Below are 26,395 nucleotides of genomic sequence, written 5' to 3'. Positions count from 1 at the left end.
GTCGCGGGAAGGACCACCATGAGATTGCCCAGGACCATCCTCGCGGGTGTGGCGGCTTCGGCCCTCGCCGGCGCCGCGGCGTGCGGTGGAGGCGGTGGTGAGACGCCGCGCCCGGCCGGCGGGACGGCGCTCTACGACGCCCTGCCGGATGACATCAAGGAAGCGGGCGTCATCCGATTCGCCGGGGATTCCCACCCGCCCTACCGGATCGTCGCCAACGACGGCAAGACCGTCACGGGCATCGACAAGGAGGTACAGGACGCCCTCGGCGAGGTCCTGGGCGTCCGCACCGAGATCTCGATCGTCAGCGGCCTGCCCGCGGCGCTGTCCGGCATGCTCGCCTCCAGGTACGACGCCTTCAACGGCCCGGTCAAGGACACCCCCGAACGCGAGAAGCAGTTCGACGCGCTCGTGTGGATGGTCACCCGGACCTCCTACCTGATCCCCAAGGCCGGGTCCTCGGCGATCAAGAGCGCGGGCGACCTGTGCGGCAAGCGCGTCGCCGGCACCGCGGGCAGCATCACGGAGGACCAGGCCGAGCGCCTCACCGAATGGTGCGCCAAGCAGGGGAAGCCGGCGCTGGAGTTCATCGGCTTCGCCGACACCAACGGCACCATCCTCGCCGCCAAGTCCGGCCGCGCCGACGCGGCCGGCATGACCGAGAGCGCGGCCCTGGACGTGATCGGCAAGGAGAAGGACGCCTTCACGTACGTGACCCAGACCGACGAGCAGGGCGCCGGCGTCGACCAGCTGGCGATGCTCGTGCCCAAGTCCAGCGGTCTCGGCCCGGTCATGCTCGACGCGTTCAAGGAGATCTTCAAGAACGGCGAGTACAAGAAGATCATGGACAAGTACGGGCTGCAGAAGGTGGCGGTGGAGGAGCCCAAGCTGAACGCAGCGGCGACGCAATGACCATGACCCGGCAGGTCGGCGACGTCGTGGACGTCGCCGCCGCGCGGCCTCGCCCCCGCCCCCTGCGCTGGGTGGCCGCAGTGGTGCTGCTCGTCCTGATCGCGCAGTTCGCCTGGTTCCTCGTCACCAACCCGCGGTTCGAATGGCCGGTGGCCGGCGAGTACCTGTTCGACCCGAACATTCTGCGCGGCCTCGGCATGTCGCTGTTGCTCACCGTCATCGGGATGGTGCTGGGCAGCGCGCTCGGGGTGCTTCTCGCGGCGGGCAGGCTGAGCGGCTTCACGCCGGTGGCCTGGGCCTGCGCCGTCTACGTCGCGGTCTTCCGCGGCATACCGCCCCTGGTCCAGCTGATCTTCTGGTTCAACCTCGGCTACCTGCTGCCGCGGATATCCCTGGGCATGCCCTTCGGCCCGACCTTCGTCTCCTGGCCGACCAATTCGGTGATCAGCTCGCTGACCGCGGCCATCATCGGGCTCACCCTGCACGAGGCCGCGTACATGGCCGAGATCGTCAGGGCGGGCATCATCGCCGTGGACGACGGCCAGCGCGACGCCGCGCGCGCGATGGGGTTCACGACCGCGCAGAGCTTCGCCAAGGTCGTGCTCCCCCAGGCGATGCGGGTGATCGTCCCGCCCACCGGCAGCCAGTTCATCAGCCTGCTCAAGGGCACCTCCCTGGTCAGCGTGATCGCGATGGCCGACCTGCTGTACTCGGTGCAGGTGATCTACAACAGGACCTACCAGATCGTGCCGCTGCTCATCGTCGCCTGCGCGTGGTACCTGGCGGTGGTCACCGTTCTGTCGCTCGGCCAGCGGCGCCTGGAGCGTCACTTCGGGAAGGGGTAGCGGTGAGCGACACACCGGTCCTGCGCGTCTGTGAGGTGCGCAAGCGGTTCGGCGCCCAGGTCGTGCTCGACGGGGTGAGCCTGGAGATTCGGGAGGGCGAGGTCGTCGCGGTGATCGGCCCGTCCGGGTCGGGGAAGTCCACCCTGCTCCGCTGCGTCCACCAGTTGGAGAGCATCGACGGCGGGGCCATGTACCTCGACGGAGAGCTGCTCGGCCACGAGATCCACCGGGGCCACCTGCGTCCCTTGCCGGAGCGCCGGGTGGCCGCCCAGCGCGGCCGCATGGGCATGGTCTTCCAGCAGTTCAACCTGTTCGCGCACTGGAACGTGCTGCGCAACGTCACCGAGGCGCAGGTGTCGGTCCACCGCCGCAGAACCGGGGAGGCGCGCGAGGAGGCGTTGAGGTTGCTCGCGCGTGTGGGGCTCGCCGGCAAGGCGGACGCTCATCCCCGGATGCTGTCCGGGGGCCAGCAGCAGCGCGTCGCCATCGCCAGGGCCCTGGTCACCAACCCCCGGATCATGCTGTTCGACGAGCCCACCAGCGCCCTGGATCCCGAGTTGGTGCAGGAGGTGCTGAGCGTCGTGCTCGACCTGGCCCGCGGCGGCATGACCATGATCATCGTGACCCACGAGATGAGCTTCGCCCGCGAGGTGGCCGACCGGTGCGTCTTCATGGAAGAGGGCCGGGTGGTCGAGGACGGCACTCCCGAGGAGATCTTCGACAACCCCGCCTCGCCCCGCCTGCGGGCCTTTCTGTCGCGCTTCTCCGGGCGCGCGGCACGCGACTCCGACGAACACCTGCTGGAGGAGGAGACCACCACGTGAGCTTCACGGTGATGGCCGTCGGCGACCTCATCGTCGACGAGCCCGACCCCGCGTCCTTCTTCGCCCCGGCCCGGGCGACGCTCGGCCGGGGCGATGTGGTGATCGGCCACATCGAGGTGCCCCACAGCACGTCCACCGCCCAGGTGAGCACCGACGTCCCCGCTCCGCCCGCCGACCCAGCCGCGCTGGCCGCGGTCGCCGGCGCGGGCTTCCACGTGGTGACGCTCGCGGGCAACCACGTCTACGACGCCGGTGACCAGGGGGTGGCCGACACGATCACGTACGCGACCGGGGCCGGGCTGACCACCGCCGGCGCCGGCATGACCCTCGACGAGGCCCGTCGTCCCGCCGTCGTGGAACGCGACGGGCTGCGCGTCGGCGTGCTGAGCTACAACTGCGTCGGCCCGCGCGAGTCCTGGGCGACCAGCCGCAAGCCCGGCTGTGCCTACATCAAGGTGCTGACGCACTACGAACTCGACCACGCCAGCCCCGGCGGGCCGCCCGCCGTCTACACCTTCGCCGACCCCGCCGGCCTAGAGCGGACGGCCGAGGAGGTGGCGGCCCTGGCCGCCGAGGTCGATGTCGTCCTGGTGTCACTGCACAAGGGCGTCGGGCACACCCCCGCCGTCCTGGCGATGTACGAGCGGCCCGTCGCCCATGCCGTCATCGACGCCGGCGCGCACGCCGTGTTCGCCCACCACGCCCACATCATGCGCGGCGTCGAGATGTACCGGGGCAGACCGATCTACCACGGGCTGGGCAACTTCGTGACCGTCACCCGCGCGTTGACGCCCGCGACGGGCGACGAAGGCGAACGGGCCGCGTGGGCGCGCCGCAGAGTCGAGCTGTACGGCTTCGCCCCCGACCCGGACATGCCGTACTACCCCTTCCATCCCGAGAGCCGGAACACCGCGATCGCGGTCTGCCGGTTCGACCGCGACGGCCTGGTCTCGGCCGGCGTCATCCCCTGCCGGATCGACGGCGCGGGCCGGCCGGTGCCGCTCGGCGACGACGAGGAAGGGCGGCGGGTCGTGTCCTACATCGAGCACATCACGCGGCGGGCGGGTCTTGCGACGCAGTTCCGCTGGGAGGGCGAGGAGGTGGTGCTGCGTGGCTGACCGTCCGCTCGCCGGCCGCACGGTGATCGATCTGACCACCGCGCTGTCCGGACCGTACGCGACCCTGCTGATGGCCGGTCTCGGCGCCCGCGTGATCAAGGTGGAGAACCCGCTGACCGGCGGCGACACCTCCCGCAACAACGCCCCCTACCTCGGCGCCGAGGGGCTGGCGCTCGCCCGGCACGGGGAGGACGACATGTCGGTGTCGATGCTCCTGCGCGGCCGCAACAAGCAGAGCGTCACGCTCAACCTCAAGCATCCCGAGGCCCGCGAGATCCTGGCCGGTCTGGTACGGACGGCCGACGTCATGATCGACAACTACAGCGCCGGGGTCATGGCGCGGCTCGGCATCGGCCACGACTGGGCGAGCGCGATCAACCCGCGCATCGTGTGCACGTCGATCAGCGGCTTCGGCGCCCAGGGCGGTCCGGGCTCGGGAAAGGCGATGGACACCATCGTCCAGGCGCTCAGCGGCGTGATGATGACCGCGGGCGCGCCCGGAGAGCCGCCCGTCCGCTTCGGGCTGCCGGTGGGCGACCTGGTCGCGCCGCTGTACGCGGTGATCGGCACGCTGGCCGCGGTCCTGCGGGCCGACGCGACCGGCCAGGGCCAGCACGTGGACGTGTCCATGCTGGGCGCGCTCACCTCGATGGTCGCGTGCGAGCCGTTCGACGCCTACGAGAAGCTCGGCCTGCCCATGCGCACGGGAATGACCGTGCCCAGGCTGGCGCCGTTCGGCACCTTCGCGGCTGCGGACGGCTGGTTCGCGCTGTGCGGCCCCACCGACGCGTTCGCCCGCGGCCTTTTCGCGGCGATGGGGCGCGACGATCTGGCCGCGGATCCGCGGTTCGCCTCCCGGGACGCGCGCGTGGCCAACGCCGGCGAGCTGCACGAGCTGGTGGGCTCGTGGGCCGCGGACCGCCCGCTCGCCGTGGTCCTCGACCTGCTCGCCCGGCACGGCGTCCCCGCCGCCGAGGTCCGTGAGCCCGGCGCCGCCGTACGCGACCCGCTCGTGCTCGAGCGCGAGGAGGTCGTGCCACTGGAGCATCCGCGCCACGGTCGCCCCGCGGACCTGTACGGGACCGGCGTGCCGATCCGCTTCTCCGCCTGCGAGGCGGCGCTCGACCGGCCGGCGCCCGCCCTCGGCGAGAACAACGCCGAGATCTACGGCGGCCTGCTCGGCTACTCCGAGGGCGAACTCACGACGCTGGCCGAGAAGGGGGTGATCTGACGTGCTGGCAGCGCTCGCCGCGCTGGAGGAGGCGTACGCCCGGCGCGGCGCCCCCTTCGAGGGCCGCACCGGCGCGGGGGCGCCGGTCGTCGGCTACGTCGGGGCGGACATGCCGGTCGAACTGCTGACCGCCGCCGGCGTCCGCGCGTTCCGCCTCACCGGCGACCCCGAGTCCGATGCCGCGCTCGGAGACCGGTACCTGGGCCGCGGGGTGGACCCGATCGCCCGCTCGGTGCTCGCCCGGCTGCTCGCCGGGTCCTTCGGCGACCTCGATCGCGTGGTGGTCTCCCGCGACTGCGAGGCGTCCCTGCGGCTGTTCTACGCGCTGCGCGAGCTGTCCCGCGTGGAACCGGGCAGGAGGCTGCCCGAGGTGTACCTGGTGGACATCTTGCACCTGCCGCACCGCACGACCGCCCTTTACAACCGTCGCCGGATCGGCGAGTTCGCCGCCAGGCTCGAAGCCTGGACCGGCCGCCCCCTCGACCTGGCCGAGGCGGTGGCGGCGCACAACGAGCGGCGCCGTCTGCTGGCCGCCGCCGCCGAGTTGCGCAGGGCGGTGCCCGCCCGCCTGACGGGGCGGCAGTTCCTCGCGGTCGCCGGCGCGGCCCTGCCCGTGGAGGAGCACATCGCGCTGCTGGAACGGCTGCTGGCCGAGGCCGGACGGCTCGCGGAGCACGCCGGGCGGCGGGTCTTCATGAGCGGCAGCGACCACGACACCCCGCACGTCTACGAGGCCATCGAGTCCGAGGGCCATGTGATCGTCGGTGAGGACCACTCCTTCGGCGAGCCGCTCCGCGCCGAGCCGGTCGGCGGGGGCGGCCTCGACGCGCTGGCCGAGCACTACCACCACAGCGGTCCGACCGCCCACAGGGCGACGGCGGCCGAGCGCGCCGCGCACGTGGCGACGGCCGTACGCCGCTGCCGGGCCGAGCTCCTCCTCTCCTATTCCAGGGCCGGCGACGAGGCCCCGGCGTGGGATTTTCCCGCGCAGCGCGCGGCGGCCGGCATCCCCGCGGTCTCGCTGGAGCGCCAGGAGTACGGGCGTGCCGACCTGACCGCCCTGCGGAAGGACGATCCATGCGCAGTGTGAAATCCCTCGCGACGGCGGCCGAGGCGGGCAGGCACCAGCGCGAATGGTTCGCCGACCTGCGCCGGCGGGTCGCCGCCGGCGAGCCGTTCGCCCTGCTGAACGCGGACGTCCCCCACGAGATCTTCCGCACGATGGACATCCCGTACGCGGTCGGCCAATGGTGGGCGTCCCTGGCGGCCGCCAAGCAGCGCTCGGGGCACTACCTGGAGCTGGTGCGGCAGCGCGGCTATCCCGACTACTCCGAGCAGTACAACTCGGTCACCCTGGGCTCGGCCTTCGATCCGGAACCGGAGTCCGGCCCGTGGGGCGGCCTGCCGAGGCCGGACATCATCGTCGGCGACGCCTCCGGCGACCTCACCCGCAAGATCTTCGACATCTGGGGTCAGGAGCCCGGGGTCGCTTTCTACCCGCTGGAAAGCGCCGCCGAGAACGAGGTCCCCGCCAACTGGTGGGAGCTCATGCCGCACGGGTGGGAGCAGGCCGTCGGCCCGGCGAGGCTGGACCTGCTCACCGCGGAACTGGAGAACCTCGTGAGGTTCCTGGAGACCACCACCGGCAGGCGATTCCGCCAGTCCCGTTTCCGTGAGGTGATGGCACTGGTCAACGAGCAGGAAGAGTGGAACCGCAAGACGCGCGACCTCATCGCCCGCGCCCGGCCCGCCCCGCTCGGCGTCGTCGACAGCATCCCCAGCGTCATGCTCCCCCAGTGGCACCGCGGCACCGAGTGGGCCAGGGACATCGCCAGGCGCTTCTACCAGGAGGTGCGCGACCGGGTCGAGGCCGGTCATGCCGTGTGCCCGGGCGAGCGGGCCCGGCTGATGTGGATCGGCCGCGGCCTCTGGTACGACATGGGCTTCTACCAGCGCTTCGAGGAGGAGTACGGCGCGGTGTTCGTCTGGTCGATGTACCTGGCCATCGCCGCCGACGGGTACATCCGCCATGGCGAGGACCCGATGAGGGCGCTGGCGGCACGCTTCGCCGCCTTCACCGACCAGCTCTACACCCCGCCGTGGTCCAGCGAGTGGTACGTGAAGGAGGCCCGCCTGCACGGCATCGACGGCGTGGTGCACCTGGTGTCCGACGACCCTCGGGGCAGCTACTTCACCGCCCGCGCACTGGAGGCGGCCGGGTTCCCGGTGATCGAGATCCACGCCGACAACGTCGACACGCGCACCTTCGGCGACGAGGTGGCCGAGCGCGTCGGCCGGTGGCTGGAGCAGGTCGTCCTGGCCTGACCCGCGTCTTCTCCATCCGCTGAAAGCGCAGGCCGTGCCGGTTCTCCGCTCCGCCATGAGGCCGGCATGGATCCGCCGCGTGCACGGGCACCTCTCCACGACAGAACGCTGAACAGATTTTTGACGATCGTCATTCAAGTGACTTATATTCGCACCATTCGCCGTCCCAACTCAGGGGGAGTCCCATGGATCTATCCGGCAAGGTCGCCGTCGTCACCGGTGCGGGCCGCGGCCTCGGCCGCGCGTACGCCGAGGCGCTGGCCGCGGCCGGGGCGGCCGTCGTCGTCAACGACGTGGACGGCGAAGCGGCCGCACAGGTCGTCGGCGCCATCACCGCCGACGGCGGCAGGGCACGGAGCGTCGTCGGCCCCGTCGGATCCGCCGAGGTGGCCGACCGGCTGGTCGCCACCGCCGCCGAGGAGTTCGGCCGGCTGGACGTGATGGTCACCAACGCGGGCATCCTGCGCGACCGGGTCCTGTGGAAGATGTCGGACGACGACTTCGACGCGGTGGTCGAGGTGCACCTGCGCGGCACGTTCACCTGCGCGCGGGCCGCGGCGGTGCGGATGCGCGAGCAGGGGACCGGCGGCCGGCTGGTCCTGATCTCCTCGCCGGCGGGGCAGCGCGGGAACTTCGGCCAGACCAACTACGCGGCGGCCAAGGCCGGCATCGTGGCGATGGCCAGGACGTGGGCGATGGAACTGGCCCGGGCGGACATCACCGTGAACGCGGTCGTCCCGGTGGCGGCCACCGAGATGACCAAGAGCATTCCCGTGTTCGCGCCGATCATCGAGGAGGCGGAGCGGACCGGCGGGCCGCTGCCCGGGTGGCTGCGTAAAGACGAAGGCCTGGGCACGGTCGAGGACGTGGCGGGCCTGGTGGTGTTCCTCGCCTCGGACGCCTCCGCCGACGTGACCGGCCAGGCGATCGGCATCGGCGGCGACCGCCTCGCACTGTGGTCGCACCCGGCGGAGAAGGCCGTCGCGTTCGCCGACGGAGGATGGACGGCCGAGGCCATCGCGACCTCCTGGCGGTCGGGCGTCGGAGCCGAACCGGAGACCTACGGAATCCCCGCGCCCGCGGTCCCGGCCGCGGAGGCTCAGGGAGCCTGACATGACGGTCATGAACCTCGCCGAGCTGGTCGCGATCGACGTGCACACCCACGCGGAGGTCTCCAAGGACGGGCACGGCTCGCTGAGCCCGGAACTGGTCGGGGCCTCGGCGGACTACTTCAAGGCCCACGGGCACCGGCAGCCCACCATCGCGGAGATGGCCGCGTACTACCGGGAGCGGAAGATGGCCGCGGTGGTGTTCACCGTGGACGCCGAGCACGCCACCGGGCACCCGCGCATCGCGAACGAAGAGGTCGCGGAGAGCTGCGCCGAGCACGCCGACGTGCTGATCCCCTTCGCCAGCGTCGACCCCTGGAAGGGCAGGGCGGGCGTGCGCGAGGCGCGGCGGCTGGTCGCGGAGCACGGCGTGCGCGGGTTCAAGTTCCACCCGAGCATCCAGGGCATCGCCCCCAACGACCCCGTGGCCTATCCGCTGTACGAGGCGATCGAGGAACTCGGCGTCCCGGCGCTGTTCCACACCGGGCAGACCGGCATCGGGGCCGGCGTCCCCGGCGGGGGCGGCATCCGGCTCAAGTACGGCGACCCGATGCTGGTGGACGACGTGGCCGTCGACTTCCCCGAGCTGCGGATCATCCTGGCCCACCCGTCGTTCCCCTGGCAGGACGAGGCGCTGGCCGTCGCCACCCACAAGCCGTACGTCTACATCGACCTGTCGGGGTGGTCGCCGAAGTACTTCCCCCCGCAGCTCGTGCGGTACGCCAACACGCTGCTGAAGGACAAGGTGCTCTTCGGCTCCGACTACCCCGTGATCACCCCCGACCGCTGGCTGGCCGACTTCGCCAAGCTGGAGATCAAGCCCGAGGTCCGCCCGAGGATTCTGAAGGACAACGCCGTACGCCTGCTCGGGCTCGGCTCCCAGGAGAGGACGACAGACATATGACCACCACGGCGAACGGGCTGGACGAGATCAAGGCGCTGGCGGGCAGGGATCTCGGCCACAGCGGCTGGCTGGAGATCACCCAGGAGCGCGTGAACACCTTCGCCGACGCCACCGACGACCACCAGTGGATCCACGTCGACCCCGACAGGGCCAAGAGCGGGCCGTTCGGCGGCCCCATCGCCCACGGGTACCTCACCCTGTCCCTGGTCATCCCGCTGTTCAACGAGCTGCTCGACATCCAGGGCGTGAAGATGAGCGTCAACTACGGCCTGGACAAGGTCCGCTTCCCCAGCCCGGTCAAGGTGGGCGCCAAGATCCGCCTGGGCGCCACCGTCGCCTCGGTCGAGGACGTCCCCGGCGACGGCGTGCAGATGGGGCTCGACTGCACCGTCGAGATCGAAGGCGCGGACAAGCCCGCCTGCGTCGCCCGCGCCATCTACCGGCACTACGCCTGACCCACGCTCGGGCGCCTTCCCTCATCTGGCAGGCTCACAGGAGGTCGAACACCGATGCGCAACGCCGGACTGGGAGGGTGGCCCGCCCGCCGGGCCCTGATGACCCCGGACCGGACCGCGTTCGTCTTCGCGGACCGGCCCGTCACCTACGCCGAGGTCCATGAGCGGACGACGCGGCTGGCGTCACGGCTCCGCGCCGCCGGGGTGCGGGCCGGTGACCGAGTCGCCTACCTCGGCCGCAACCACCTCGCCCTCGTCGAGACGATGTTCGCCTCGCACCTGCTCGGGGCGATCTTCGTGCCGCTGAACTTCCGTCTGGCCGCCCCCGAGATCGCTTACATGCTGGACCACTCGGGCGCCGAGGTCCTGGTCTACGCGCCCGAGTGCACCGAGATCGTCCGAGCCCTTCCCGGCACCACGGCTCCCCTCCGGCTGATCGTGGCCCTCGGTGCTCCCGGGCCGGGGGAACGGCATTACGAGACCTGGCTCCAGGAGGGGGAGCCCACTCCGATCGACACGCCTGTGCGGCTGGAGGACACGGCGCTCATCCTCTACACCTCGGGCACGACCGGGCGTCCCAAAGGGGCGATGCTCACCCACGGCAACCTCGTGTGGAACTGTTTCAACCTCCTGTCCGGCGTCGACGTCACGAGCGAGGAGGTGACGCTGATCAGCGCGCCGCTCTTCCACGTCGCCGCCCTGGACCAGACCCTGCTGCCGACCTTCCTCAAAGGCGGCCGCTCGGTCATCACGCCGTCGTGGGACGTGGAGGAGTGTTACGACCTCATGGAGAAGCACGGTGTCACCTGGATGTTCGGGGTCACCACGATGTTCGCCGCGTTCGCCCGCTCGCCCCGGTGGACCGGCGCGGACCTGTCGTCGCTGCGCCACCTCATGGCCGGGGGCGCGGCGGTCCCCGCCGCGCTGATCCGCACCTACCAGGAACGGGGCCTGGTGTTCTGCCAGGGATACGGGCTCACCGAGACCGCTCCCGGCGCCACCTTCCTCGAGGCCGACCAGAGCGTGCGCAAAGTCGGCTCGGCGGGGGTGCCGGTGTTCTTCGCCAACGTGCGGGTCGTCCGGCCCGACGGTATGGACGCGGCGGCGGGACAGCCGGGCGAGGTGCTCATCCAGGGACCGAACGTGACCCCCGGCTACTGGCGCGACCCGGAGGCGACCACGGCGGCGTTCACCGACGGCGACTGGTTCCGCTCCGGCGACGTCGCCGTGCTCGACCAGGACGGCCACCTGTACGTCATGGACCGGCTCAAGGACATGTACATCTCAGGCGGGGAGAACGTCTACCCGGCCGAGGTCGAGGCGGCGCTCTTCGAGCATCCGGCCATCGCCGAGACCGCGGTACTCGGCGTACCCGACGCCGAATGGGGCGAGGTCGGCCGCGCGTTCGTGGTCCTGCGCCCCGGCGCGAGCGTCACCCCCGCCGAACTGCGCGCCTTCCTCCGTCCCCGCCTGGCCAAGTACAAGATTCCCGTCTATTTCGACCTCACCGACGACCTCCCGAAGACGGCCTCAGGAAAGATCCAGAAACCCCGCCTGCGCGACCTCCCACCCCCGGACACCGGCCCCTCTACCTCGCCGGCCCCTCTCTGAGAGGCGGAGACGCCCCCGCACCCGACCGCGAAGAACTTGTTCATCGAGATCTTCGGTCCGGTGTCGGCTGTTCCAGGGGTCTACGGGGACCTCACTGCCCGCCTGACTCGAAAATGCACAATCTCTGCCCCCCACTTGTCCAGATACGGCAACCGGGCCAAAATCAGTTCAGCCTTCAACTATCTGGTCGAGGGTCACTGCACGGATGAGGAGAGGCATGAAGCGCACCATCTCTGTTCTCGCCGTCACCACCGGCGTCCTCGGCGCCATGCTCGCCGGCGTCAGCCCCGCGTCCGCGGCCGCCCCCGCGGTCGACTGCTCCACGGGCGGCTACACCCGGGTCCTGAACACCTACATCCCCACCAACATCCAGCGGGGGGCCGTGGACGGCCGTATCTACAACATCACCGGTCCGACGGCCTACACGTACGAGATCTGCCTCGACATCCCGGACACCTCGACCTTCACGATCGAGGCGCACATCCGGGCCGCCGACGGGTCCACCAGCGTGTTCCTGGACGACCGGCCCGGAGACAAGGTCCTCCACTTCTCTCCCGGCGCCAACACCTTCTGGCAGATCTACGGCACGATGACCGGCCCCGGCAGCACCTACATCTACTACACCTGGAACGAGAAGCAGATCCCGGCCTGACGTGAACCGGGCCGGCCGCCCGCCCAACGAGCCGGCCGGCCCCCTCCCCTGCCCCGTCCCAGACTCTGAGCGAAGCACACGACAGCGGACGAGCCGGCCTGCAGACCGGGTTCTTCCGGCAGCACTTCTCTGACCTGCGGTAATCCACCGCGACCGCTTGTGAGCTGGGACTCTGCATCTCAGCGGTTGTCAGCGGTTTCGGAGGTCTTCCGCGTTCCGGCGGAACAGCCGTGAGTCACCGCTCTGACCGGAACGTGACGGCCACGCGGCTCATGAGTCCCGATAGGCGCGCCGGCCGGCGGACAACCTGGCCATGGCGTCGTCGGATGGAGTGCCGGGCTCGGCATGTGCGACAAAGAGTCGCTGGCCGGGGACACCGTCGATGGCGAACGTCGCATGCCAGAGAGTCAGATCGCCGACGCGACGATGGTGGTAGCGCCCCGTCTCGTGCGCTTTGACCTGTATGTCATGGCTTTCCCACATTCGGCGAAAGTCCTCGCTGGCGAGCGACAGCTCCTCCACCAGGGCGAGAACCGATGGGTCGTCCAGGTCTGCACCGACTGCAGCGCGCATATGGGCGACCTTGAACCGTGCCTCCTGTTCCCAGTCGAGGAAGAATTCGCGTGACGCCGGGTTGAGGAAGGTCAGTCGAAGCAAGTTGTCACTATGGGACAAACCCTCAAGAAATGCTGCGGTCTCGGCGTTTTGGACGAGGATGTCCAACCGGCGGCTTACCACAAACGCCAGGGCATGCTCCCAGTTGTTCACGAGGCGGAGAACGGACGGGCAGGCGTGGTCGGCCACATGCGTACGTCTGAAGTTTCCTCGCGCAGAACGGGCAAGCTCGTGCAGGTGTCCTGTGGCCTCGTAGTCAAGGCCGAAGACTCCGGCCAAGGCGTTCAGCACAGCATCGGAGGGGCTGCGTTCCCTTCCCTGCTCCAGTCGCGTGTAGTAGTCGATGCTGACTCCTGCCAGCACTGCGACCTCGTCGCGGCGCAACCCTGGCGTGCGGCGGCTGCCCGCGCCTCGCATTAGCCCGGCCCGTTCGACGGTTGTCGCCTGCCGTCGGGCACGCAGGAACTCGCCTAACAGGTTTTCCACGCTAGACACAGTAAGAAGTTCTATGGCAAGGCATGGCAAAGCGGTCATCTATGGTCAGCAACGTACGGGAGTGGTTCGACACTGCAGCCTCGGTTGATGGTTGACATGATCAAGCAGTAGGCGTGCCAGGTGTGCGACCCGCGGCATGAGCGGGTGTTCCCATGTGAGGGAGTGCTGTGTTGCCGGTTGAAGGTTGCGACGTGTAGGACGACTCTTGTCGTCACGTCCGTACGCCCGAGGGGCCGGGAGCCGAATCATGGATGATCGTTTCAACGTGATCGTGAGTGCAGGATCGCTGAAGGTGACGGACGAGCACGCGGTGCATTTCCCTCATCGATGGACGCCCGAGGGCGTGAGCGTCAGGGCGGACTTCACCGGAGGACATCTCCTTCACCTCGCGGCGGCGGGATGCGTCCTCAACGACCTTTACCGGGAGGCCGCCGCACTGGGAATCGAACTCCTGGGAGTGCGCGTTTCCGCAGCCGGCGGCTTCGATATCGAGAGCTGGCGGTCAACCGGGATCACCTACACCGTCGACGTCAGCTCCACTGCTCCAGCCGGGAGCATCGCCCACCTGATCGACATCGTGGACTCCGTCGCCGAGATCCCCCGCGCCATCCGACGGGGTGCCACCGTGCAGAGGATCAGCTAACGACCATGCAGGAACACAGCCAACGAGGCTTGATCCGCGCCGACCTCGATCCGAAGGTCATCCAGTCTCGCCTTGGACATGCGGCGATCTCCGAGACGATGGACACCATGGGCATCTGTTCCCGGACGATGCCGACCTTGGACGGGGAGCCATCGACAGCATGATGAAACTCGCCGACCGGAACAGCAGCGGAACAGAGGTCACCCCCGGGCGTTGAAGCCCTGGTCAGAGGGGTGACAGCGGGCGAGTCGGCTTGTACGCCCGGTTCTAATCCGCCTTCCCATGACCTGCGGCGAGATCAAGGAGATCGCTTCTGAGCTGCCAGAACGCTGCCGTTGGTTGACAGTGCTCGCCACTGTCTTCCTACGCCATGTGCCCTCAATGTGCCCTCAATGTGCCCTCGACGCTTCCGCGTCATCCTCAGGGACCGTCACCACGCCTGCGGCTTCGTCGGATTCCGAAGTCGATCAGCCACATCCGCACGGCCGGAACAGGAACCACCAACAGCATCCCCGTAGTGAAAGCCTCCCCCATCGCGGGCGAGCCACCATAGTCCAGAATGCCTCCCCGCTCATACCGCTCGCACTGGATACCGCGGATGACGCCTGTCATGATGAGCCGATCCACCTGCGTCTGATCTCTCACGCCTGACCCTTCTCAGGTCAAGTCTCCACGGTAGGAGGGGCAAGCCCAGGGGGAAGCCGGCACCGTCTGATGATGCGGTGGGACAAGGAAGGCACCGATGACCGGTAGCGAGAGCGCGTTCGTCACGGACGACCTCTGGGAAGAGTTCTGGATCAATCTCTTCCCGGTGTGGCGGCGGGTGTTGTGCGGCTCCGACACCCTCACGCCCCCGCCCGCGGCTCCGATCCTGCGTCGACGCCGCCTCACCACCGACTTCGACTGGGTGGGGACGTTCGAGCCCGTCAGGTTTCTGTCGGCCGTGACGCAGGCGCTGCTGTGGGACGAGAATGGCATGGATCTGGGACCTTTGACGGGCCGGTCGTGGCAGCTGCTCCAGTTGGGCGGCCCCGCCAACGTGGATCTGAAGCAGTTGAGCGGAACCTCCGTCCGCCGACTCATCTTGTCGAATGTAGACGTAGAGGACTTGTCGGGCCTGCAGGACATCGTGGGCCTGAGATCTCTCGCTCTGGCGCATGGCGACTTCGGGTCGTTGCCACCCCTCGATCACCTCGCCGAGCTCGTTCTGTACGCGGAGGCCGACGTCGATATCGCCGCCGCGCGGACCCCCTACCTTCGGGTGATCCGCATCAACGAGCCCTATTTCCCACCCTTCGGCCCTGACGACGTGTGAGTCGTCGAACCGGCCCCAGAGCCGCACGGCCTCATCGCCGCTCATCCACATAACGAACGAGAGGGCGTCCAAACAATCATGTGATGTGCCCCGTATTTCCGGTGGAGGCTTCGAAGGTTCCGGGCAGCGCACTCACCGTGATTCAGAGGCCCGGCGGCTCAGAACATCGAGATGCGATCAGTTCAGAGGGCGCCTTGGGTGATTGCTCAGATGATCGGTTGAGCTGATCTCTCAGCGTTCGTCGGTTCTCATCTTTGGGCACTGCTTGTCACGCCCATGTGCCCTGGCTGCGCCCTGCTTTCACTCAGCCTGTGACGACCTCACTGCGGATAGCGAGATAGCGAGTTGTGCCTATGACGACTCCCCCGCCAGCCGGGATGGCTCCCTGAGAATGCCCTGATCTTGCTGGAGTGTGGAAACATGCTGGCCAGAGGGGTGACAGCGGGCGAGTCGGCCTGTAGGCCGGGTTTTGTCCTTTGCTGGCGCAAAGGGGCGACCATCCATCTAGGGCCGCCGTTGCCGGTGGCCTCAAGCGGTCTACCCGCGCGACTCGGGCGGGTCACCCTCGAACGCCGCGCGCGGGGTCTCCGAAGAGACCCCTTCTTGACCTTGCTCCAGGTGGGGTTTACCTAGCCGCCCACGTCACCGTGGGCGCTGGTGGTCTCTTACACCACCGTTTCACCCTTACCTCCCGCGAAGGGGAGGCGGTCTGTTTTCTGTGGCACTGTCCCGCGGGTCACCCCGGGTCGGCGTTACCGACCACCTTGCCCTGTGGAGCCCGGACCTTCCTCGGCGGGGCTCGAGAGCCCCGACGCGGTCGCCCGGCCGACTCGTCCGCTGTCGTCCCACTCTATCGGATCACAAGTCGCCGCCAACCCGGTGACAAGCACGACCAGGCCATATGGGACGGGCACGGCGGTGATCGTCCACGCCTCCGCGTCGTCGCGGCATGCCGGGACGGCGCCGGCAGGCGGCAAGCGCGTCAGGAAACCGTGGTCAGCGGAGGTGGGCGGTGTCGTTGAGGGATCTGACCAGCTCGGGGCCGTCGGGGAAGTAGTCGACGGTGGACAGGGACGCGACGTCGAGGTGCATGCGGTACAGCGCGGCGGAGGGCGCGAGCAGCGCGAAGCGCAGCAGCAGCTTGATGGGCGTCACGTGCGACACGACGAGGACCTTCTTGCCCTTGTGGTCGAGCAGCAGGCGTTCCTTGGCGGCCTGGACGCGTGCCGCCGCCTGGTCGAAGCTCTCGCCGCCGGGCGGGGCCACCGACGGGTCGGCGAGCCATGCCTCGAGCTCGGCGGGCCAGCGGCGCTGGATCTCGGTGAAGGTGTGCCCCTCCCACGCGCCGAAGTCGACCTCGCGCAGCCCCTGGTCGACGGCGACCTTCAGGCCGGCGCGCGCGGCGACGGTCTCGGCGGTGCCCTGGGCGCGCCGGAGCGGAGAGCTGACGATCACGTCGATCTCGTACGGCGGACGGGACAACCGGGCGGCGGCGGCCTCGGCCTGGGCGACGCCCTTGGGGGTCAGCTCGGGGTCGCCGGTGCCGGAGAAGCGGCGTTCGACGGAGAAGGGCGTCTCGCCGTGCCGCAGCAGCAGGAAGGTCGTGGCGGTGCGCGCCGGGCCCATCCATCCGCTGCCCGTGCCGTCCGAGGATGCCGTCGCCCGCACGCCGGACGACGCCGCGGGGTGCAGAGCGGCCTGGAGGTCGGTCTGCAGATTCGACGGCACGGCGCCCGCGCCGGGCGATGTGGTGGTTCCGGGACTCGACGCGGCCGTGGGCCCGGCACCGGGCGGGGCCGTGGCCGCGAGGTTCGGCGGTGCTGTGGGGCTCAGACCGGGCGGGGTCGTGGGCTGGGCGCTCGACGGGGGCGCCGTGCGGGAGCCGGGACGCCAGCGGTCGCCTTGGGCGGCGGCGTCCATGGCCTCGTTGGCCAGCCGGTCGGCGTCGCGGTTGCGCTCGCGGGGGATCCACTTCCAGCTGACCCGCAGGCGGCCGGCCAGCGCGGCGGCCTCGCGGGCGAGCGGCCGCAGGCCCTCGTGCTTGATCTTCCACCGGCCGGCCATCTGCTCGATGACCAGCTTGGAGTCCATGCGGACCTCGACCGCGGCGCCCTCGCCGCCGAGCGCGAGGGCCGACCGCAGGCCGGCGATCAGGCCCTGGTACTCGGCGACGTTGTTGGTGGCGACGCCGAGGGCGTCGGCGGCCTCGGCCAGCACCTGGCCGTCGGTGTCCTTGACGACCGCGCCGTACCCGGCGGGGCCGGGGTTGCCGCGGGAGCCGCCGTCGGCCTCGACGACGAGGTTCACAGGCCGGACTCGGGCGTGCGCACCAGGATCCTGCGGCACTCCTCGCAGCGGACGACCTCGTCGTGGGCGGCGGCCCTGATGCGGTTGAGGTCGGCGATCGAGAGCGACACCTTGCAGCCCTGGCAGCGCCCGCCGTGCAGCATGGCGGCGCCGACGCCGTACTGCCCGCGCAGCTTCTCGTACAGGGCGAGCAGGTCGGCGGGGATGTCGGCGGTGATGCCTCCGCGCCGGCCCTTGGCCTCCCCGCTCTCCTTGTCCAGCTCGGCGAGGGCGATGTCGCGCTTCTCCTCCAGCGTGGTCAGGCCCGCGCCGATCTCGGTGCGCTCGGCGGACAGGCGGGCGACGTCGGCCTCCGCGGCCTCCCGGCGCTCCATGATCTCAAGGACGACGTCCTCCAGGTCGCCCTGGCGGCGGTGCAGCGAAGCGATCTCGGACTGCAGGTTGGACAGGTCCTTGGGCGAGGAGACCTGGCCGGAGTCCAGGCGCTTCTGGTCGCGCTCGGAGCGCACCCGGACGGCGTCCACGTCGGACTCGGCCTTGGTCTGCTCGCGGGCGAGGTCACCCGCGCGGGTCTCGGCGCCGATCACCTCGGTGGCGAGCCGGGCGAGCTTGGCGGCGCGCTCGTCGATCTCGGCCAGCTCGGGAAGCGTGCGGCGGCGATGGGCCAGCCTGTCCAGGACGGCGTCGAGCTCGGCGAGCTCGAGCAGGCGCTTCTGTGCTTCAGGGGCAGCTTTCACTTAATCCTCGCACTGTGCTGTTGTCGTCCAGGCGTCCGTCACCGTCGCGGAAACGCGCGTCTCCACATTAATCCCCTTGGCGGCCAACCCGGACGTGAGAATGCCGGCCGCCTGCCCCAGCCAGGGCCATTCGGTCGCCCAGTGGGCCGCGTCGATCAGGGCCGGGCCGCCCGCGAACCCCCCGGACTCCATGAACTCGCCGGCCGGATGGTGCCGCAGATCGGCGGTGAGGAAGACGTCGACGCCCGCGGCGGCGGCCGTGCCGAGCAGGGAGTCGCCCGCGCCGCCGCTGACGGCGACCGTGCGCACCGGCCGGGACGGGTCGCCGGCGACGCGCAGGCCCCAGGCGGTGCGCGGCAGGCTCCGGGCGGCCCGGGCGGCGAAGTCGCCGAGGGTCGTGGGCGCCGCCAGGTCGCCGACGCGCCCGAGGCCGCGGGCCGGGTCGCCGGAGGAGGGCTGGAGCGGGCGCAGCGCCCCGGTGAGCCCGACGGCCCTGGCCAGGGCGTCGGAGACGCCGGGGTCGGCCACGTCGGCGTTGGTGTGGGCGGTGTGCAGGGCGATGTCGTTCTTGATCAGCCGGTGGACCAGCGCGCCTTTGGCGGTGTCGGCGGCCACGGTCGTCGTGCCGCGCAGGAACAGCGGATGGTGGGTGACGACGAGGTCGGCGCCCCAGGACACCGCCTCGTCGGCGACGCTCGCCACCGGGTCCACGGCGAACAGGATCTTCCGTACAGGTTGGGCGGGGTCTCCGCAAACCAGGCCCACAGCGTCCCAGGGCTCCGCCCAAGCGGGGTCATACGTCGATTCAAGTTCCGCGATGATCGCGGACAACGCTGTCGGGGACACGTGCGCAGACTACCGGCACGATCTACCGTAAGTACGTCCTGACACCCGGAGGGCTGGCGAATGGCACCAACGGTAGCGATCATCGGCGCCGGCTTCGGCGGGCTGTGCATGGCGATCCGGCTTCGGAAGGCGGGGATCACCACCTTCACGGTGTTCGAGAAGGCGGACGGGCTGGGCGGCACGTGGCGCGACAACACCTACCCGGGGGCGGCCTGTGACGTGCCCTCCCACCTGTACTCCTACTCCTTCGAGCCGCACCGGGGCTGGTCGGGGCGCTACCCGGCCCAGCCGGAGCTGCTGGCCTACCTGCGGCACTGCGCCGACAAGTACGGCCTGCGCCCCCACCTCCGGCTGAACACCGAGGTCACGGCCGCGGAGTACGACGAGCGGGCGAACCGGTGGCAGGTGACGACGGCCGACGGCGAGCGGCGGGCGTTCGACGTGGTCGTCTCGGGGGTGGGCCAGCTGAACCGCCCGCGCCTGCCCGGCATACCCGGCGTGGAGACCTTCGAGGGGACGAGCTTCCACTCGGCCCGCTGGGACCACGGGCACGACCTGGCCGGGCGTCGCGTCGCCGTCATCGGCAACGGCTCCTCGGCGGCGCAGTTCATCCCGCGCATCGCCCCCGTCGCCGGCCACCTGGACGTGTACCAGCGCACGCCGAACTGGGTGATCCCCAAGGCCGGCGGAGCGTACGGCGAACGCGAGCGGCTGGCCTTCCAACATGTGCCGTTGCTGCAGCGCGCCGAGCGCGAGCGGGTCTTCCGGTTCGTGGAGACCGTCATCTTCCCGGCGCTGGTGGACGGCTGGAGCAGAAACCTGGTCACCCGGCGGGCGCAGGAGCACCTCCAGCGGCAGGTGAAGGACCCGGGGCTGCGGGCCAAGCTGACGCCCGGCTATCCCATCGGCTGCAAGCGCATCGTCATCGACAACGACTTCTACCCGGCGCTGACCCGCGCCAACGTGGACCTGGTCACCGACCCGATCACCCGGGTCGTCCCGGGCGGCGTCGAGACGGCCGGCGGCCGGGTGCGCGAGGCCGACACGCTGATCTTCGCCACCGGGTTCCACGCGACCGACTTCCTGGCCCCGATCGAGATCACCGGACGGGACGGCCACCGGCTGGCCGAGACGTGGAAGGGCGGCGCGGAGGCGTACCTGGGCATCGCCATGCCCCGCTTCCCCAACCTGTTCCTGCTGTACGGGCCGAACACCAACCTCGGCCACAACTCGATCATCCTCATGATCGAGTCGCAGGTCCGGTACATCATGGGCTGCCTGGCGCTGCTGCGGGCGCACGGGCCGATGGAGGTCCGGCAGGCCGCCATGGACGCCTGGCGCCGGGCGCTCGACGCCGCCATGGAGCGCACGGTGTGGCAGGCGAGCTGCCACAGCTGGTACAAGAACGACGCGGGCCGGGTGACCAACAACTGGCCGCGGCCGACCACCGTGTACCGCCGCATCACCCGCGCGCCGCGCCGCGAGGCGTACCGCTTCGGGTGACCCTCGCCGGGTCCTGTCCGCACATTCGGGGAGGCGTCGAACGCCGCCCGGGAGGTCGCCGCCGGCCGGTCGCGACTCCGGGGAGGTTCGTCCGGCCGGCGCCGTCCCTCCCGGCCCAGGTCATCTCCTCGTCCGGCCCCTGGACACCGGTGGTACCGGCGTGCGTATACCGTCGGAGCGAGGAGCGCGAGGGAGCGGCGCCGGCGCCGGGGAGGATCCACGTGTACGCAGACCTGCATCGGGACGCCATCGTGGCGGACACCCACAACGACCTGCTGATGACCGTCTCCGCGCGGCCCCCGGGGACGTGGGCGTCGTTCTTCCGGGAGCAGTGGCTGCCGCAGCTTCGCGAGGGCGGCGTGGACGTGCAGGTGCTGCCGGCCTTCATCGACGTGCACTTCCGCCCCGAGGGCGCGCTCCGGCAGACCCTGCGCATGATCGAGTGCGCCCACGTCCTGGCCGAGGGCAACAGCGACGAGGTGCGCGTCTGCCTCGACGGGAGCGAGATCGACCAGGCGCTCGCCGAAGGCAAGATCGCCCTGGTCATCGCCCTGGAGAGCATGCCCGGCCTGGACGCCAGCGTGGAGCTGCTGCCCACTCTGCACCGCCTCGGCGTCCGGGTGGCGTCCATCGCCCACTGGGGACGCACGCCGCTCGCCGACGGCAGCGGCGAGGACGACACCGAGAGCCGCCTGACCAGCCACGGCGTCGCGGTGCTGCGCGAGATGGAACGGCTGGGCATGGTGTTCGACGTCTCACACCTGGGCGCGTCCGGCGTGGCGCACGTCCTGGAGATCGCCACCCGCCCGGTGATCGCGACGCACTCCTCCGCCCGCGTGCTGCGCGACCACCACCGCAACCTGACCGACGAGCAGCTGCGCGCGGTCGCCGCGGGCGGCGGGGTGGTCTGCGTCAACTTCCTGGCCGCGTTCCTGTCGGACCGGCCGGAGGGGTACACGATCGAACGCCTCGCCGATCACATCCTGCACATCGCGGACGTCGCGGGCGTCGACCACGTCGGCCTCGGCCCCGACTTCATGCGCGAGGTGCTGCTGGACGTGACCCCGCCCTGCGAGTCGTACAGCACCACGGGGCTGGACACCATGGCGACCATCCCCGGCCTGGACGGGCCGCGGGGCATGCCGCTGGTCACGCGGGAGCTGCTCCGGCGCGGGGTGGCCGAGCAGGACATCCGCAAGATCCTCGGCGGGAACGTCATGCGGCTGTTCCGCGCCGAGCTCGGCCGCCCGGCGGAGCACGCTCCTGGCGTGCCCGCGGCGGCCCGCGAGGCACTCCCCTCGGGCGCGGCCGTGCCGCAGGGCGGACCGGTGGCGGCCGTCGCCTCCGAGCACGCCCGGTGAACCAGGCCGGGATGCCCGCCGACTCCTCCTCCGGGCGGGGCGACGCGGCCACCGGCCGGTTCGAGGCGGCGGCCCGGCGGGCGGGCGTCCAGGTGCGCGAACTGCGGGAGATCGCCGAGTTCGAGCAGGTCGTCGAGCTGTACGACGGCATCTGGGAGACCGAGCCCGGCCACGCCCCGATCAACGTCGAGCTGCTGATCGCCTTCGCCCACAGCGGCAACTACGTGAGCGGCGCGTTCGCGGACGGCGGGCTGGCCGGCGCGAGCGTCGGCTTCTTCGCGGCCCCCTCTGGCCGGGCCCTGCACTCCCACGTCACCGGCTGCGCCCGCGGCCGGGGCATCGGGTTCGCCCTCAAGCTCCACCAGCGGGCCTGGGCCCTGGCGCGCGGCCTCGGCGTGATCTCCTGGACCTACGACCCGCTGGTGCGCCGCAACGCCCACTTCAACCTCACCAAGCTCGGCGCCCGCCCGGAGCGCTACCTGGAGTCCTTCTACGGGGCCATGGGGGACGCCATCAACGCCGGCGACGAGTCCGACCGGCTGCTCGCGGTGTGGCCGCTGGACGATCCGCGCGTCGAGGCCGCCTGCTCGGGGGCGGCGCGGCCGGTGGCCGTGCCCGGCGGCGCGGTGATGGCGCTGGCGGAGGAGGACGGCCGCCCGGCGCGGGGCTCCCCGGACGGCCGGACGCTGCTGGTGGGCACGCCGAGGGACATAGAGACGCTCCGGCCCCGCGACCCGGCGACGGCCAGGGCATGGCGGCACGCCGTCCGCGACGTGCTCGGCGGGCTGCTGGAGGACGGCGCCCGGGTGACCGGGTTCACCGCCGGCGGCCACTACATCGTGGAACGACCGTGAGGCGCGGTCCCGTCGTGAACCGAACCGCGAGACCTGGGACACCATCGTGGACCGATCACGAGACGGGCGGCACGATCTGCAAGCGATCACGCGACGGGCGGCACGATCGCGGAAGCGATCGCCGAAGCCGCGCCGTCGGCGTGGAACGATCGTGACGTGCCGCGGCGCCGTCGCGCAGGGGGTGTGGACGTGAGGGAGCGCACGTGAAGATCACTGGAGTGGAGCTGCGCAGGGTGGCGATGCCGCTGGTCGCGCCGTTCCGCACGTCGTTCGGCACCGAGACCGAGCGTGACGTGCTGCTGGTCAGGGTGGTCACTCCTGAGGGCGAGGGGTGGGGCGAGTGCGTGGCGATGTCCGATCCGCTCTACTCCTCCGAGTACGTCGACGGGGCCGCCGAGGTCCTGCGGCGCTTCCTGGTGCCCGCGCTCGCCGCGCTGCCCGGCGCCGGCGCCCACGCCGCCGAGCGGGCGCTGGCGCCGTTCAAGGGCCACCGCATGGCCAAGGCCGCCCTGCTGACGGCCGTGCTGGACGCCGAGCTGCGTGCCACGGGCACCTCGTTCGCCGACTTCCTCGGCGCCGCCCGCGACCGGGTGCCGTGCGGGGTCTCCGTCGGCATCATGGACTCGGTCCCCCGGCTGCTCGACGCGGTGGCCGGGTACGTGGACGAGGGCTACGTGCGCGTGAAGCTCAAGATCGAGCCCGGCTGGGACGTGGAACCGGTACGGGCGGTGCGCGAGCGGTTCGGGGACGACCTGCTGCTCCAGGTGGACGCCAACGCCGCCTACACCCTGGCCGACGCCCCGCACCTGGCCCGGCTGGACGAGTTCGGCCTGCTGCTGGTCGAGCAGCCGCTGCCCGAGGACGACCTGGTGCAGCACGCGGCCCTGGCCCGGCGGCTGCGCACGCCGGTCTGCCTGGACGAGTCGATCGAGTCGGCGCGCGACGCCGCCGCCGCCATCTCGCTCGGCGCGTGCTCGATCATAAACGTCAAGCCGGGGCGGGTGGGCGGCTATCTGGAGGCCCGCCGCATCCACGACCTGTGCCGGGCGAACGGCGTCGCGGTGTGGTGCGGCGGCATGCTGGAGACGGGCCTCGGCCGGGCGGCCAACCTCGCGCTGGCCGCGCTGCCGGGCTTCACGCTGCCCGGCGACACCTCCGGCTCCCGCCGCTACTACGCCACCGACGTCACCGAGCCGTTCGTCCTGGACGGCGGCCACCTGGCCGTCCCCACCGGGCCCGGCCTGGGCGTGGACCCGCTGCCGGACGTCCTCGCCGAGGTCACCACCTCGACACAGTGGCTCCCCGTCTGACCCCGGCCACGCCGCGCTCGATCCGCGAGCGGGTCCAGTTCGACGTGCGCCGCCTCGCCGTCCGGCCGCGGCCCGCGGGCGTCGGAGGGCCCGGTGACGGGGAGTAACGTCGTGGACCGATCTTGCAGCATGGAGGCACGACCATGACGCCCTTCACCCTTCCGCCCGCCGTCCGGCGGGCGGTGGACGCGGCCAACGCCGGCGACATCGAGGACTTCCTCGGCTGCTTCACCGAGGAGGGCGCGGTCGACGACTGGGGACGGGTGTTCCGCGGCCCGGCGGCCATCCGTGGCTGGAGCGACAAGGAGTTCATCGGCGTGCGGGTGAGCCTGACCGTCACCGGCGTGCGCCAGAACGGCGACACGGTGGTCGTGTCGGCCATGGTCGGCGGCGACGGCTTCAACGGCCCCTCCGACTTCGCCTTCACCGTCGAGGCCGACCGCGTCTCCCTCATGCGCATCACCGCCTGAGGCCGGCCGCCTCCCCTGCCGTCGTGACGGCCCCGCCGGGCGGGAAGGAGATCGACAGTTCCAGGCCGCCGTCCGGGTTGGGGGTGGCGCGGACGGTGGCGCCGTGCGCCTTGGCGATCGAGGCGACGATCGACAGGCCGAGGCCGCTGCCCTGTTCGCGGGTCGTGTGCAGGCGACGGAAGGGCGCGAAGAGGTCGCCGAGACGTTCCTGTGGCACCTCGGGGCCGGTGTTGCGGACGGTGAGGACTCCCTGGGAGAGCGTGATCGCGACCGTTCCGCCAGGGTGGTTGTAGCGGACGGCGTTGTCGACCAGATTGGTGACCAGCCGGGTCAGCAGCACCGGGTCGCCGTCGACGACCAGCGGCTCCACGTGCGCCGTGACGCGCACCTCGCCGGTGCCGGCCTCGGCCGCGATCATCCGCGTCACCTCGTCCAGGGCGACCGGCCCGGTGCTGTCCAGTCCGTGTTCCGCCTGGGCGAGCACCAGCAGGGCGTCGATGAGCTTCTCGGAGCGGCGGTTGTGGAGCAGGAGGGTGTCGCGGATCTCGCCGACGTCCTCGGGCAGGCCTATCTCGATCGCCGCCCGCTGGACGGCCAGCGGGGTCCGCAGCTCGTGGGAGGCGTTGGCGATGAACCGGCGCTGCGCCTCGACGGAGCGTTCGAGCCGGTCGAGCATCGCGTCGAAGGTGTCGGCCAGCTCCTTCAGCTCGTCCTTCGGCCCGGTGAGCGCGATGCGTTCGTGCAGGTTCGACGCCGACAGCCGGCGGGCGGTGGCGGTGATCCTGTGGACGGGCCGCAGGATGCGCCCGGCGACCAGCCACCCGACGATGACCGACACCAGCGCCAGCGCGCCGACCATGAGCGTGGTGATCTCCCACTGGTAGCCGACCACGTCCTCCACCAGCCCGGGGATCGGGTCCGGCCCGCCCTGCGGCACCAACCGCGGCGCCGGCGGCGCGTCCGGCGCCATGGGGATCCGTGCGAAGCGCAACCGCAGCGCCTGGCTCAGCAGCACGTTGACCGTGACCAGCAGCACCATCGAGGTGAGCAGGAACAGCCCCGCGTAGATCAGAGTGAGCCGCACCCGCACCCGCACCGACGCCGCGGCCGGCCACCTGACCGGCGCCACGGCATCCGCCCCGTCCGTCACCGTCGCGGACGGCCTGTCCGTCGCCGCGGCGCAGGGCCGGTTCGCGGTCACAGCAGGTATCCGGCGCCGGGGACCGTCTGGATGCACGGCGGGTCGCCCAGCTTGGCGCGCAGGCGGCTGACCACGACCCGCACGACGGTGGTGAAGGGGTCGGCGTTCTCGTCCCAGGCCTCCTCGAGCAGCCGTTCGGAGCTCACGACCGCGCCGTCGGCCCTCATCAGCACCTCAAGGACGGCGAACTCCTTGAGCGACAGGCGCAGATGGCGGCCGTCCCGCGAAGCCTGCAACCGGTGGGCGTCCAGCACGATGCCGTGCCGGCTCAGCACGGGCGGGACCGGCGACCTGCTGCGCCGTCCCAGCGCCTGCACGCGCGCGACCAGCTCGGCGTAGTCGAACGGCTTGGGCAGGTAGTCGTCGGCGCCCATGCCGAGGCCCTCGACCCGCTCGGGCACCGACGCCGCGGCCGTCATCATCAGGATCCGCGTGCGGCTCCCCCGCGTGACCAGCTCGCGGCACACCTCGTCGCCGTGCGTCTCCGGCAGGTCCCGGTCCAGCACCAGGACGTCGTAGTCGTGCACCGCCAGCCGTTCGGCCGCGGCGGCTCCGTCGTACACCACGTCGACGGCCATCGCGTGGCGGCGCAGTCCCGTCGCCACCAGATCGGCGAGGTCGCGTTCGTCCTCCACCACCAGAACCCGCATGCCGATGTCGTACCCCAACCGGGGTAACAGCGGCGTTAACGGTTCCGTTCACGGCCGCGCAACCCGCCTCCGGCCACGCTGGCCGTCATGAACAAAACCTTG

Annotated in this window: 25 protein-coding genes and 1 other RNA gene; 19 read left to right on the top strand and 7 right to left on the bottom strand. The window is 70.9% G+C overall.

The annotated features are described in order from the left end of the window. Positions 1-18 precede the first annotated feature (18 nt). The 12 genes from ACWEN6_RS02140 (at position 19) to ACWEN6_RS02085 (ending at position 11,986) form a co-directional block, all read left to right on the top strand. Complete coding sequence (locus tag ACWEN6_RS02140) at positions 19-912, top strand: transporter substrate-binding domain-containing protein (RefSeq protein ID WP_452568543.1); 894 nt, start codon at positions 19-21, stop codon at positions 910-912. After that, complete coding sequence (locus ACWEN6_RS02135) at positions 909-1,757, top strand: amino acid ABC transporter permease (RefSeq protein ID WP_452568542.1); 849 nt, start codon at positions 909-911, stop codon at positions 1,755-1,757. Before ACWEN6_RS02140 ends, ACWEN6_RS02135 begins: the two co-directional genes overlap by 4 nt. Before the next feature lie 2 nt (positions 1,758-1,759). Continuing rightward, a complete protein-coding gene (locus ACWEN6_RS02130) occupies positions 1,760-2,581 on the top strand; it encodes an amino acid ABC transporter ATP-binding protein (RefSeq protein ID WP_452568541.1) in 822 nt (273 codons plus the stop codon). Beyond that, positions 2,578-3,699 carry a CapA family protein gene (locus ACWEN6_RS02125; RefSeq protein ID WP_452568540.1) on the top strand — a complete coding sequence of 374 codons (1,122 nt, stop codon included), beginning with the start codon at positions 2,578-2,580 and terminating at the stop codon, positions 3,697-3,699. Before ACWEN6_RS02130 ends, ACWEN6_RS02125 begins: the two co-directional genes overlap by 4 nt. Beyond that, on the top strand, positions 3,692-4,930 hold the full coding sequence (locus tag ACWEN6_RS02120; protein WP_452568539.1) for a CaiB/BaiF CoA transferase family protein: 1,239 nt from the start codon (positions 3,692-3,694) through the stop codon (positions 4,928-4,930). Before ACWEN6_RS02125 ends, ACWEN6_RS02120 begins: the two co-directional genes overlap by 8 nt. A gap of 1 nt (position 4,931) precedes the next feature. Continuing rightward, a complete protein-coding gene (locus ACWEN6_RS02115) occupies positions 4,932-6,020 on the top strand; it encodes a 2-hydroxyacyl-CoA dehydratase (RefSeq protein WP_452568538.1) in 1,089 nt (362 codons plus the stop codon). Beyond that, on the top strand, positions 6,008-7,255 hold the full coding sequence (locus ACWEN6_RS02110) for a 2-hydroxyacyl-CoA dehydratase (RefSeq protein WP_452568537.1): 1,248 nt from the start codon (positions 6,008-6,010) through the stop codon (positions 7,253-7,255). Before ACWEN6_RS02115 ends, ACWEN6_RS02110 begins: the two co-directional genes overlap by 13 nt. A gap of 185 nt (positions 7,256-7,440) precedes the next feature. Continuing rightward, the gene (locus ACWEN6_RS02105; RefSeq protein WP_452568536.1) at positions 7,441-8,367 is read left to right on the top strand and encodes an SDR family oxidoreductase; all 927 of its coding nucleotides are present in this window, start codon (positions 7,441-7,443) and stop codon (positions 8,365-8,367) included. Between the two features lie 10 nt (positions 8,368-8,377). Continuing rightward, the gene (locus ACWEN6_RS02100) at positions 8,378-9,268 is read left to right on the top strand and encodes an amidohydrolase family protein (RefSeq protein WP_452568787.1); all 891 of its coding nucleotides are present in this window, start codon (positions 8,378-8,380) and stop codon (positions 9,266-9,268) included. After that, complete coding sequence (locus ACWEN6_RS02095) at positions 9,265-9,723, top strand: MaoC family dehydratase (protein WP_452568535.1); 459 nt, start codon at positions 9,265-9,267, stop codon at positions 9,721-9,723. Before ACWEN6_RS02100 ends, ACWEN6_RS02095 begins: the two co-directional genes overlap by 4 nt. 54 nt (positions 9,724-9,777) lie before the next feature. Then, positions 9,778-11,334 carry an acyl-CoA synthetase gene (locus ACWEN6_RS02090; RefSeq protein ID WP_452568534.1) on the top strand — a complete coding sequence of 519 codons (1,557 nt, stop codon included), beginning with the start codon at positions 9,778-9,780 and terminating at the stop codon, positions 11,332-11,334. 217 nt (positions 11,335-11,551) lie between these two features. Beyond that, positions 11,552-11,986 carry a hypothetical protein gene (locus tag ACWEN6_RS02085; protein ID WP_452568533.1) on the top strand — a complete coding sequence of 145 codons (435 nt, stop codon included), beginning with the start codon at positions 11,552-11,554 and terminating at the stop codon, positions 11,984-11,986. Between the two features lie 270 nt (positions 11,987-12,256). Here the strand turns inward: ACWEN6_RS02085 and ACWEN6_RS02080 are convergent, their stop codons facing one another. Then, positions 12,257-13,087 carry a helix-turn-helix domain-containing protein gene (locus tag ACWEN6_RS02080; protein ID WP_452568532.1) on the bottom strand — a complete coding sequence of 277 codons (831 nt, stop codon included), beginning with the start codon at positions 13,085-13,087 and terminating at the stop codon, positions 12,257-12,259. 256 nt (positions 13,088-13,343) lie between these two features. Between ACWEN6_RS02080 and ACWEN6_RS02075 the strand changes: the two genes are divergently transcribed. Next, entirely contained in the window at positions 13,344-13,739 is a 396-nt protein-coding gene (locus tag ACWEN6_RS02075; RefSeq protein WP_354850898.1) for a hypothetical protein, read from the top strand. A 742-nt stretch (positions 13,740-14,481) separates the two neighbouring features. After that, the gene (locus ACWEN6_RS02070; protein ID WP_452568531.1) at positions 14,482-15,054 is read left to right on the top strand and encodes a hypothetical protein; all 573 of its coding nucleotides are present in this window, start codon (positions 14,482-14,484) and stop codon (positions 15,052-15,054) included. Positions 15,055-15,496: 442 nt separating this feature from the next. On the opposite strand, the gene rnpB is transcribed toward ACWEN6_RS02070, so the two are convergent. The 4 genes from rnpB to ACWEN6_RS02050 all read right to left on the bottom strand — a co-directional run bounded on the left by rnpB (position 15,497) and on the right by ACWEN6_RS02050 (position 18,944). Further along, positions 15,497-15,887: RNase P RNA component class A (gene rnpB / locus ACWEN6_RS02065), an RNA gene on the bottom strand. 163 nt (positions 15,888-16,050) lie between these two features. Then, positions 16,051-17,361 (bottom strand): bifunctional RNase H/acid phosphatase, encoded by a 1,311-nt coding sequence (locus tag ACWEN6_RS02060; RefSeq protein ID WP_452568530.1) that lies wholly within the window; start codon positions 17,359-17,361, stop codon positions 16,051-16,053. Next, entirely contained in the window at positions 17,358-18,098 is a 741-nt protein-coding gene (locus ACWEN6_RS02055; RefSeq protein WP_354850890.1) for a zinc ribbon domain-containing protein, read from the bottom strand. Before ACWEN6_RS02055 ends, ACWEN6_RS02060 begins: the two co-directional genes overlap by 4 nt. Then, positions 18,099-18,944 (bottom strand): Nif3-like dinuclear metal center hexameric protein, encoded by an 846-nt coding sequence (locus ACWEN6_RS02050; protein WP_452568529.1) that lies wholly within the window; start codon positions 18,942-18,944, stop codon positions 18,099-18,101. 60 nt (positions 18,945-19,004) lie between these two features. Here ACWEN6_RS02050 and ACWEN6_RS02045 point away from each other — a divergent pair, with 60 nt between their 5' ends. From ACWEN6_RS02045 to ACWEN6_RS02025, 5 genes are all read left to right on the top strand, one after another. Next, positions 19,005-20,447 (top strand): flavin-containing monooxygenase, encoded by a 1,443-nt coding sequence (locus tag ACWEN6_RS02045; protein WP_452568528.1) that lies wholly within the window; start codon positions 19,005-19,007, stop codon positions 20,445-20,447. 221 nt (positions 20,448-20,668) lie between these two features. After that, complete coding sequence (locus tag ACWEN6_RS02040) at positions 20,669-21,808, top strand: dipeptidase (RefSeq protein WP_452568527.1); 1,140 nt, start codon at positions 20,669-20,671, stop codon at positions 21,806-21,808. After that, entirely contained in the window at positions 21,805-22,662 is an 858-nt protein-coding gene (locus ACWEN6_RS02035; RefSeq protein ID WP_452568526.1) for a GNAT family N-acetyltransferase, read from the top strand. The genes ACWEN6_RS02040 and ACWEN6_RS02035 overlap by 4 nt, the downstream gene beginning before the upstream one ends. Before the next feature lie 203 nt (positions 22,663-22,865). After that, positions 22,866-23,972 carry an o-succinylbenzoate synthase gene (menC, locus tag ACWEN6_RS02030; RefSeq protein WP_354850875.1) on the top strand — a complete coding sequence of 369 codons (1,107 nt, stop codon included), beginning with the start codon at positions 22,866-22,868 and terminating at the stop codon, positions 23,970-23,972. A gap of 143 nt (positions 23,973-24,115) precedes the next feature. After that, entirely contained in the window at positions 24,116-24,442 is a 327-nt protein-coding gene (locus ACWEN6_RS02025) for a nuclear transport factor 2 family protein (protein ID WP_452568525.1), read from the top strand. On the opposite strand, the gene ACWEN6_RS02020 is transcribed toward ACWEN6_RS02025, so the two are convergent. Both ACWEN6_RS02020 and ACWEN6_RS02015 read right to left on the bottom strand, forming a co-directional pair. Further along, complete coding sequence (locus ACWEN6_RS02020) at positions 24,432-25,571, bottom strand: HAMP domain-containing sensor histidine kinase (RefSeq protein WP_452568524.1); 1,140 nt, start codon at positions 25,569-25,571, stop codon at positions 24,432-24,434. The two genes, ACWEN6_RS02025 and ACWEN6_RS02020, sit on opposite strands and share 11 nt — an antisense overlap. Positions 25,572-25,639: 68 nt before the next feature. Then, on the bottom strand, positions 25,640-26,293 hold the full coding sequence (locus tag ACWEN6_RS02015; RefSeq protein ID WP_452568523.1) for a response regulator transcription factor: 654 nt from the start codon (positions 26,291-26,293) through the stop codon (positions 25,640-25,642). Positions 26,294-26,395 lie beyond the last annotated feature (102 nt).

The organism is Sphaerisporangium sp. NPDC004334 (assembly GCF_053602655.1).
The sequence above is the reverse complement of the archived record's forward strand: the minus strand, read 5'-3'. Positions and strand labels throughout refer to the sequence as shown.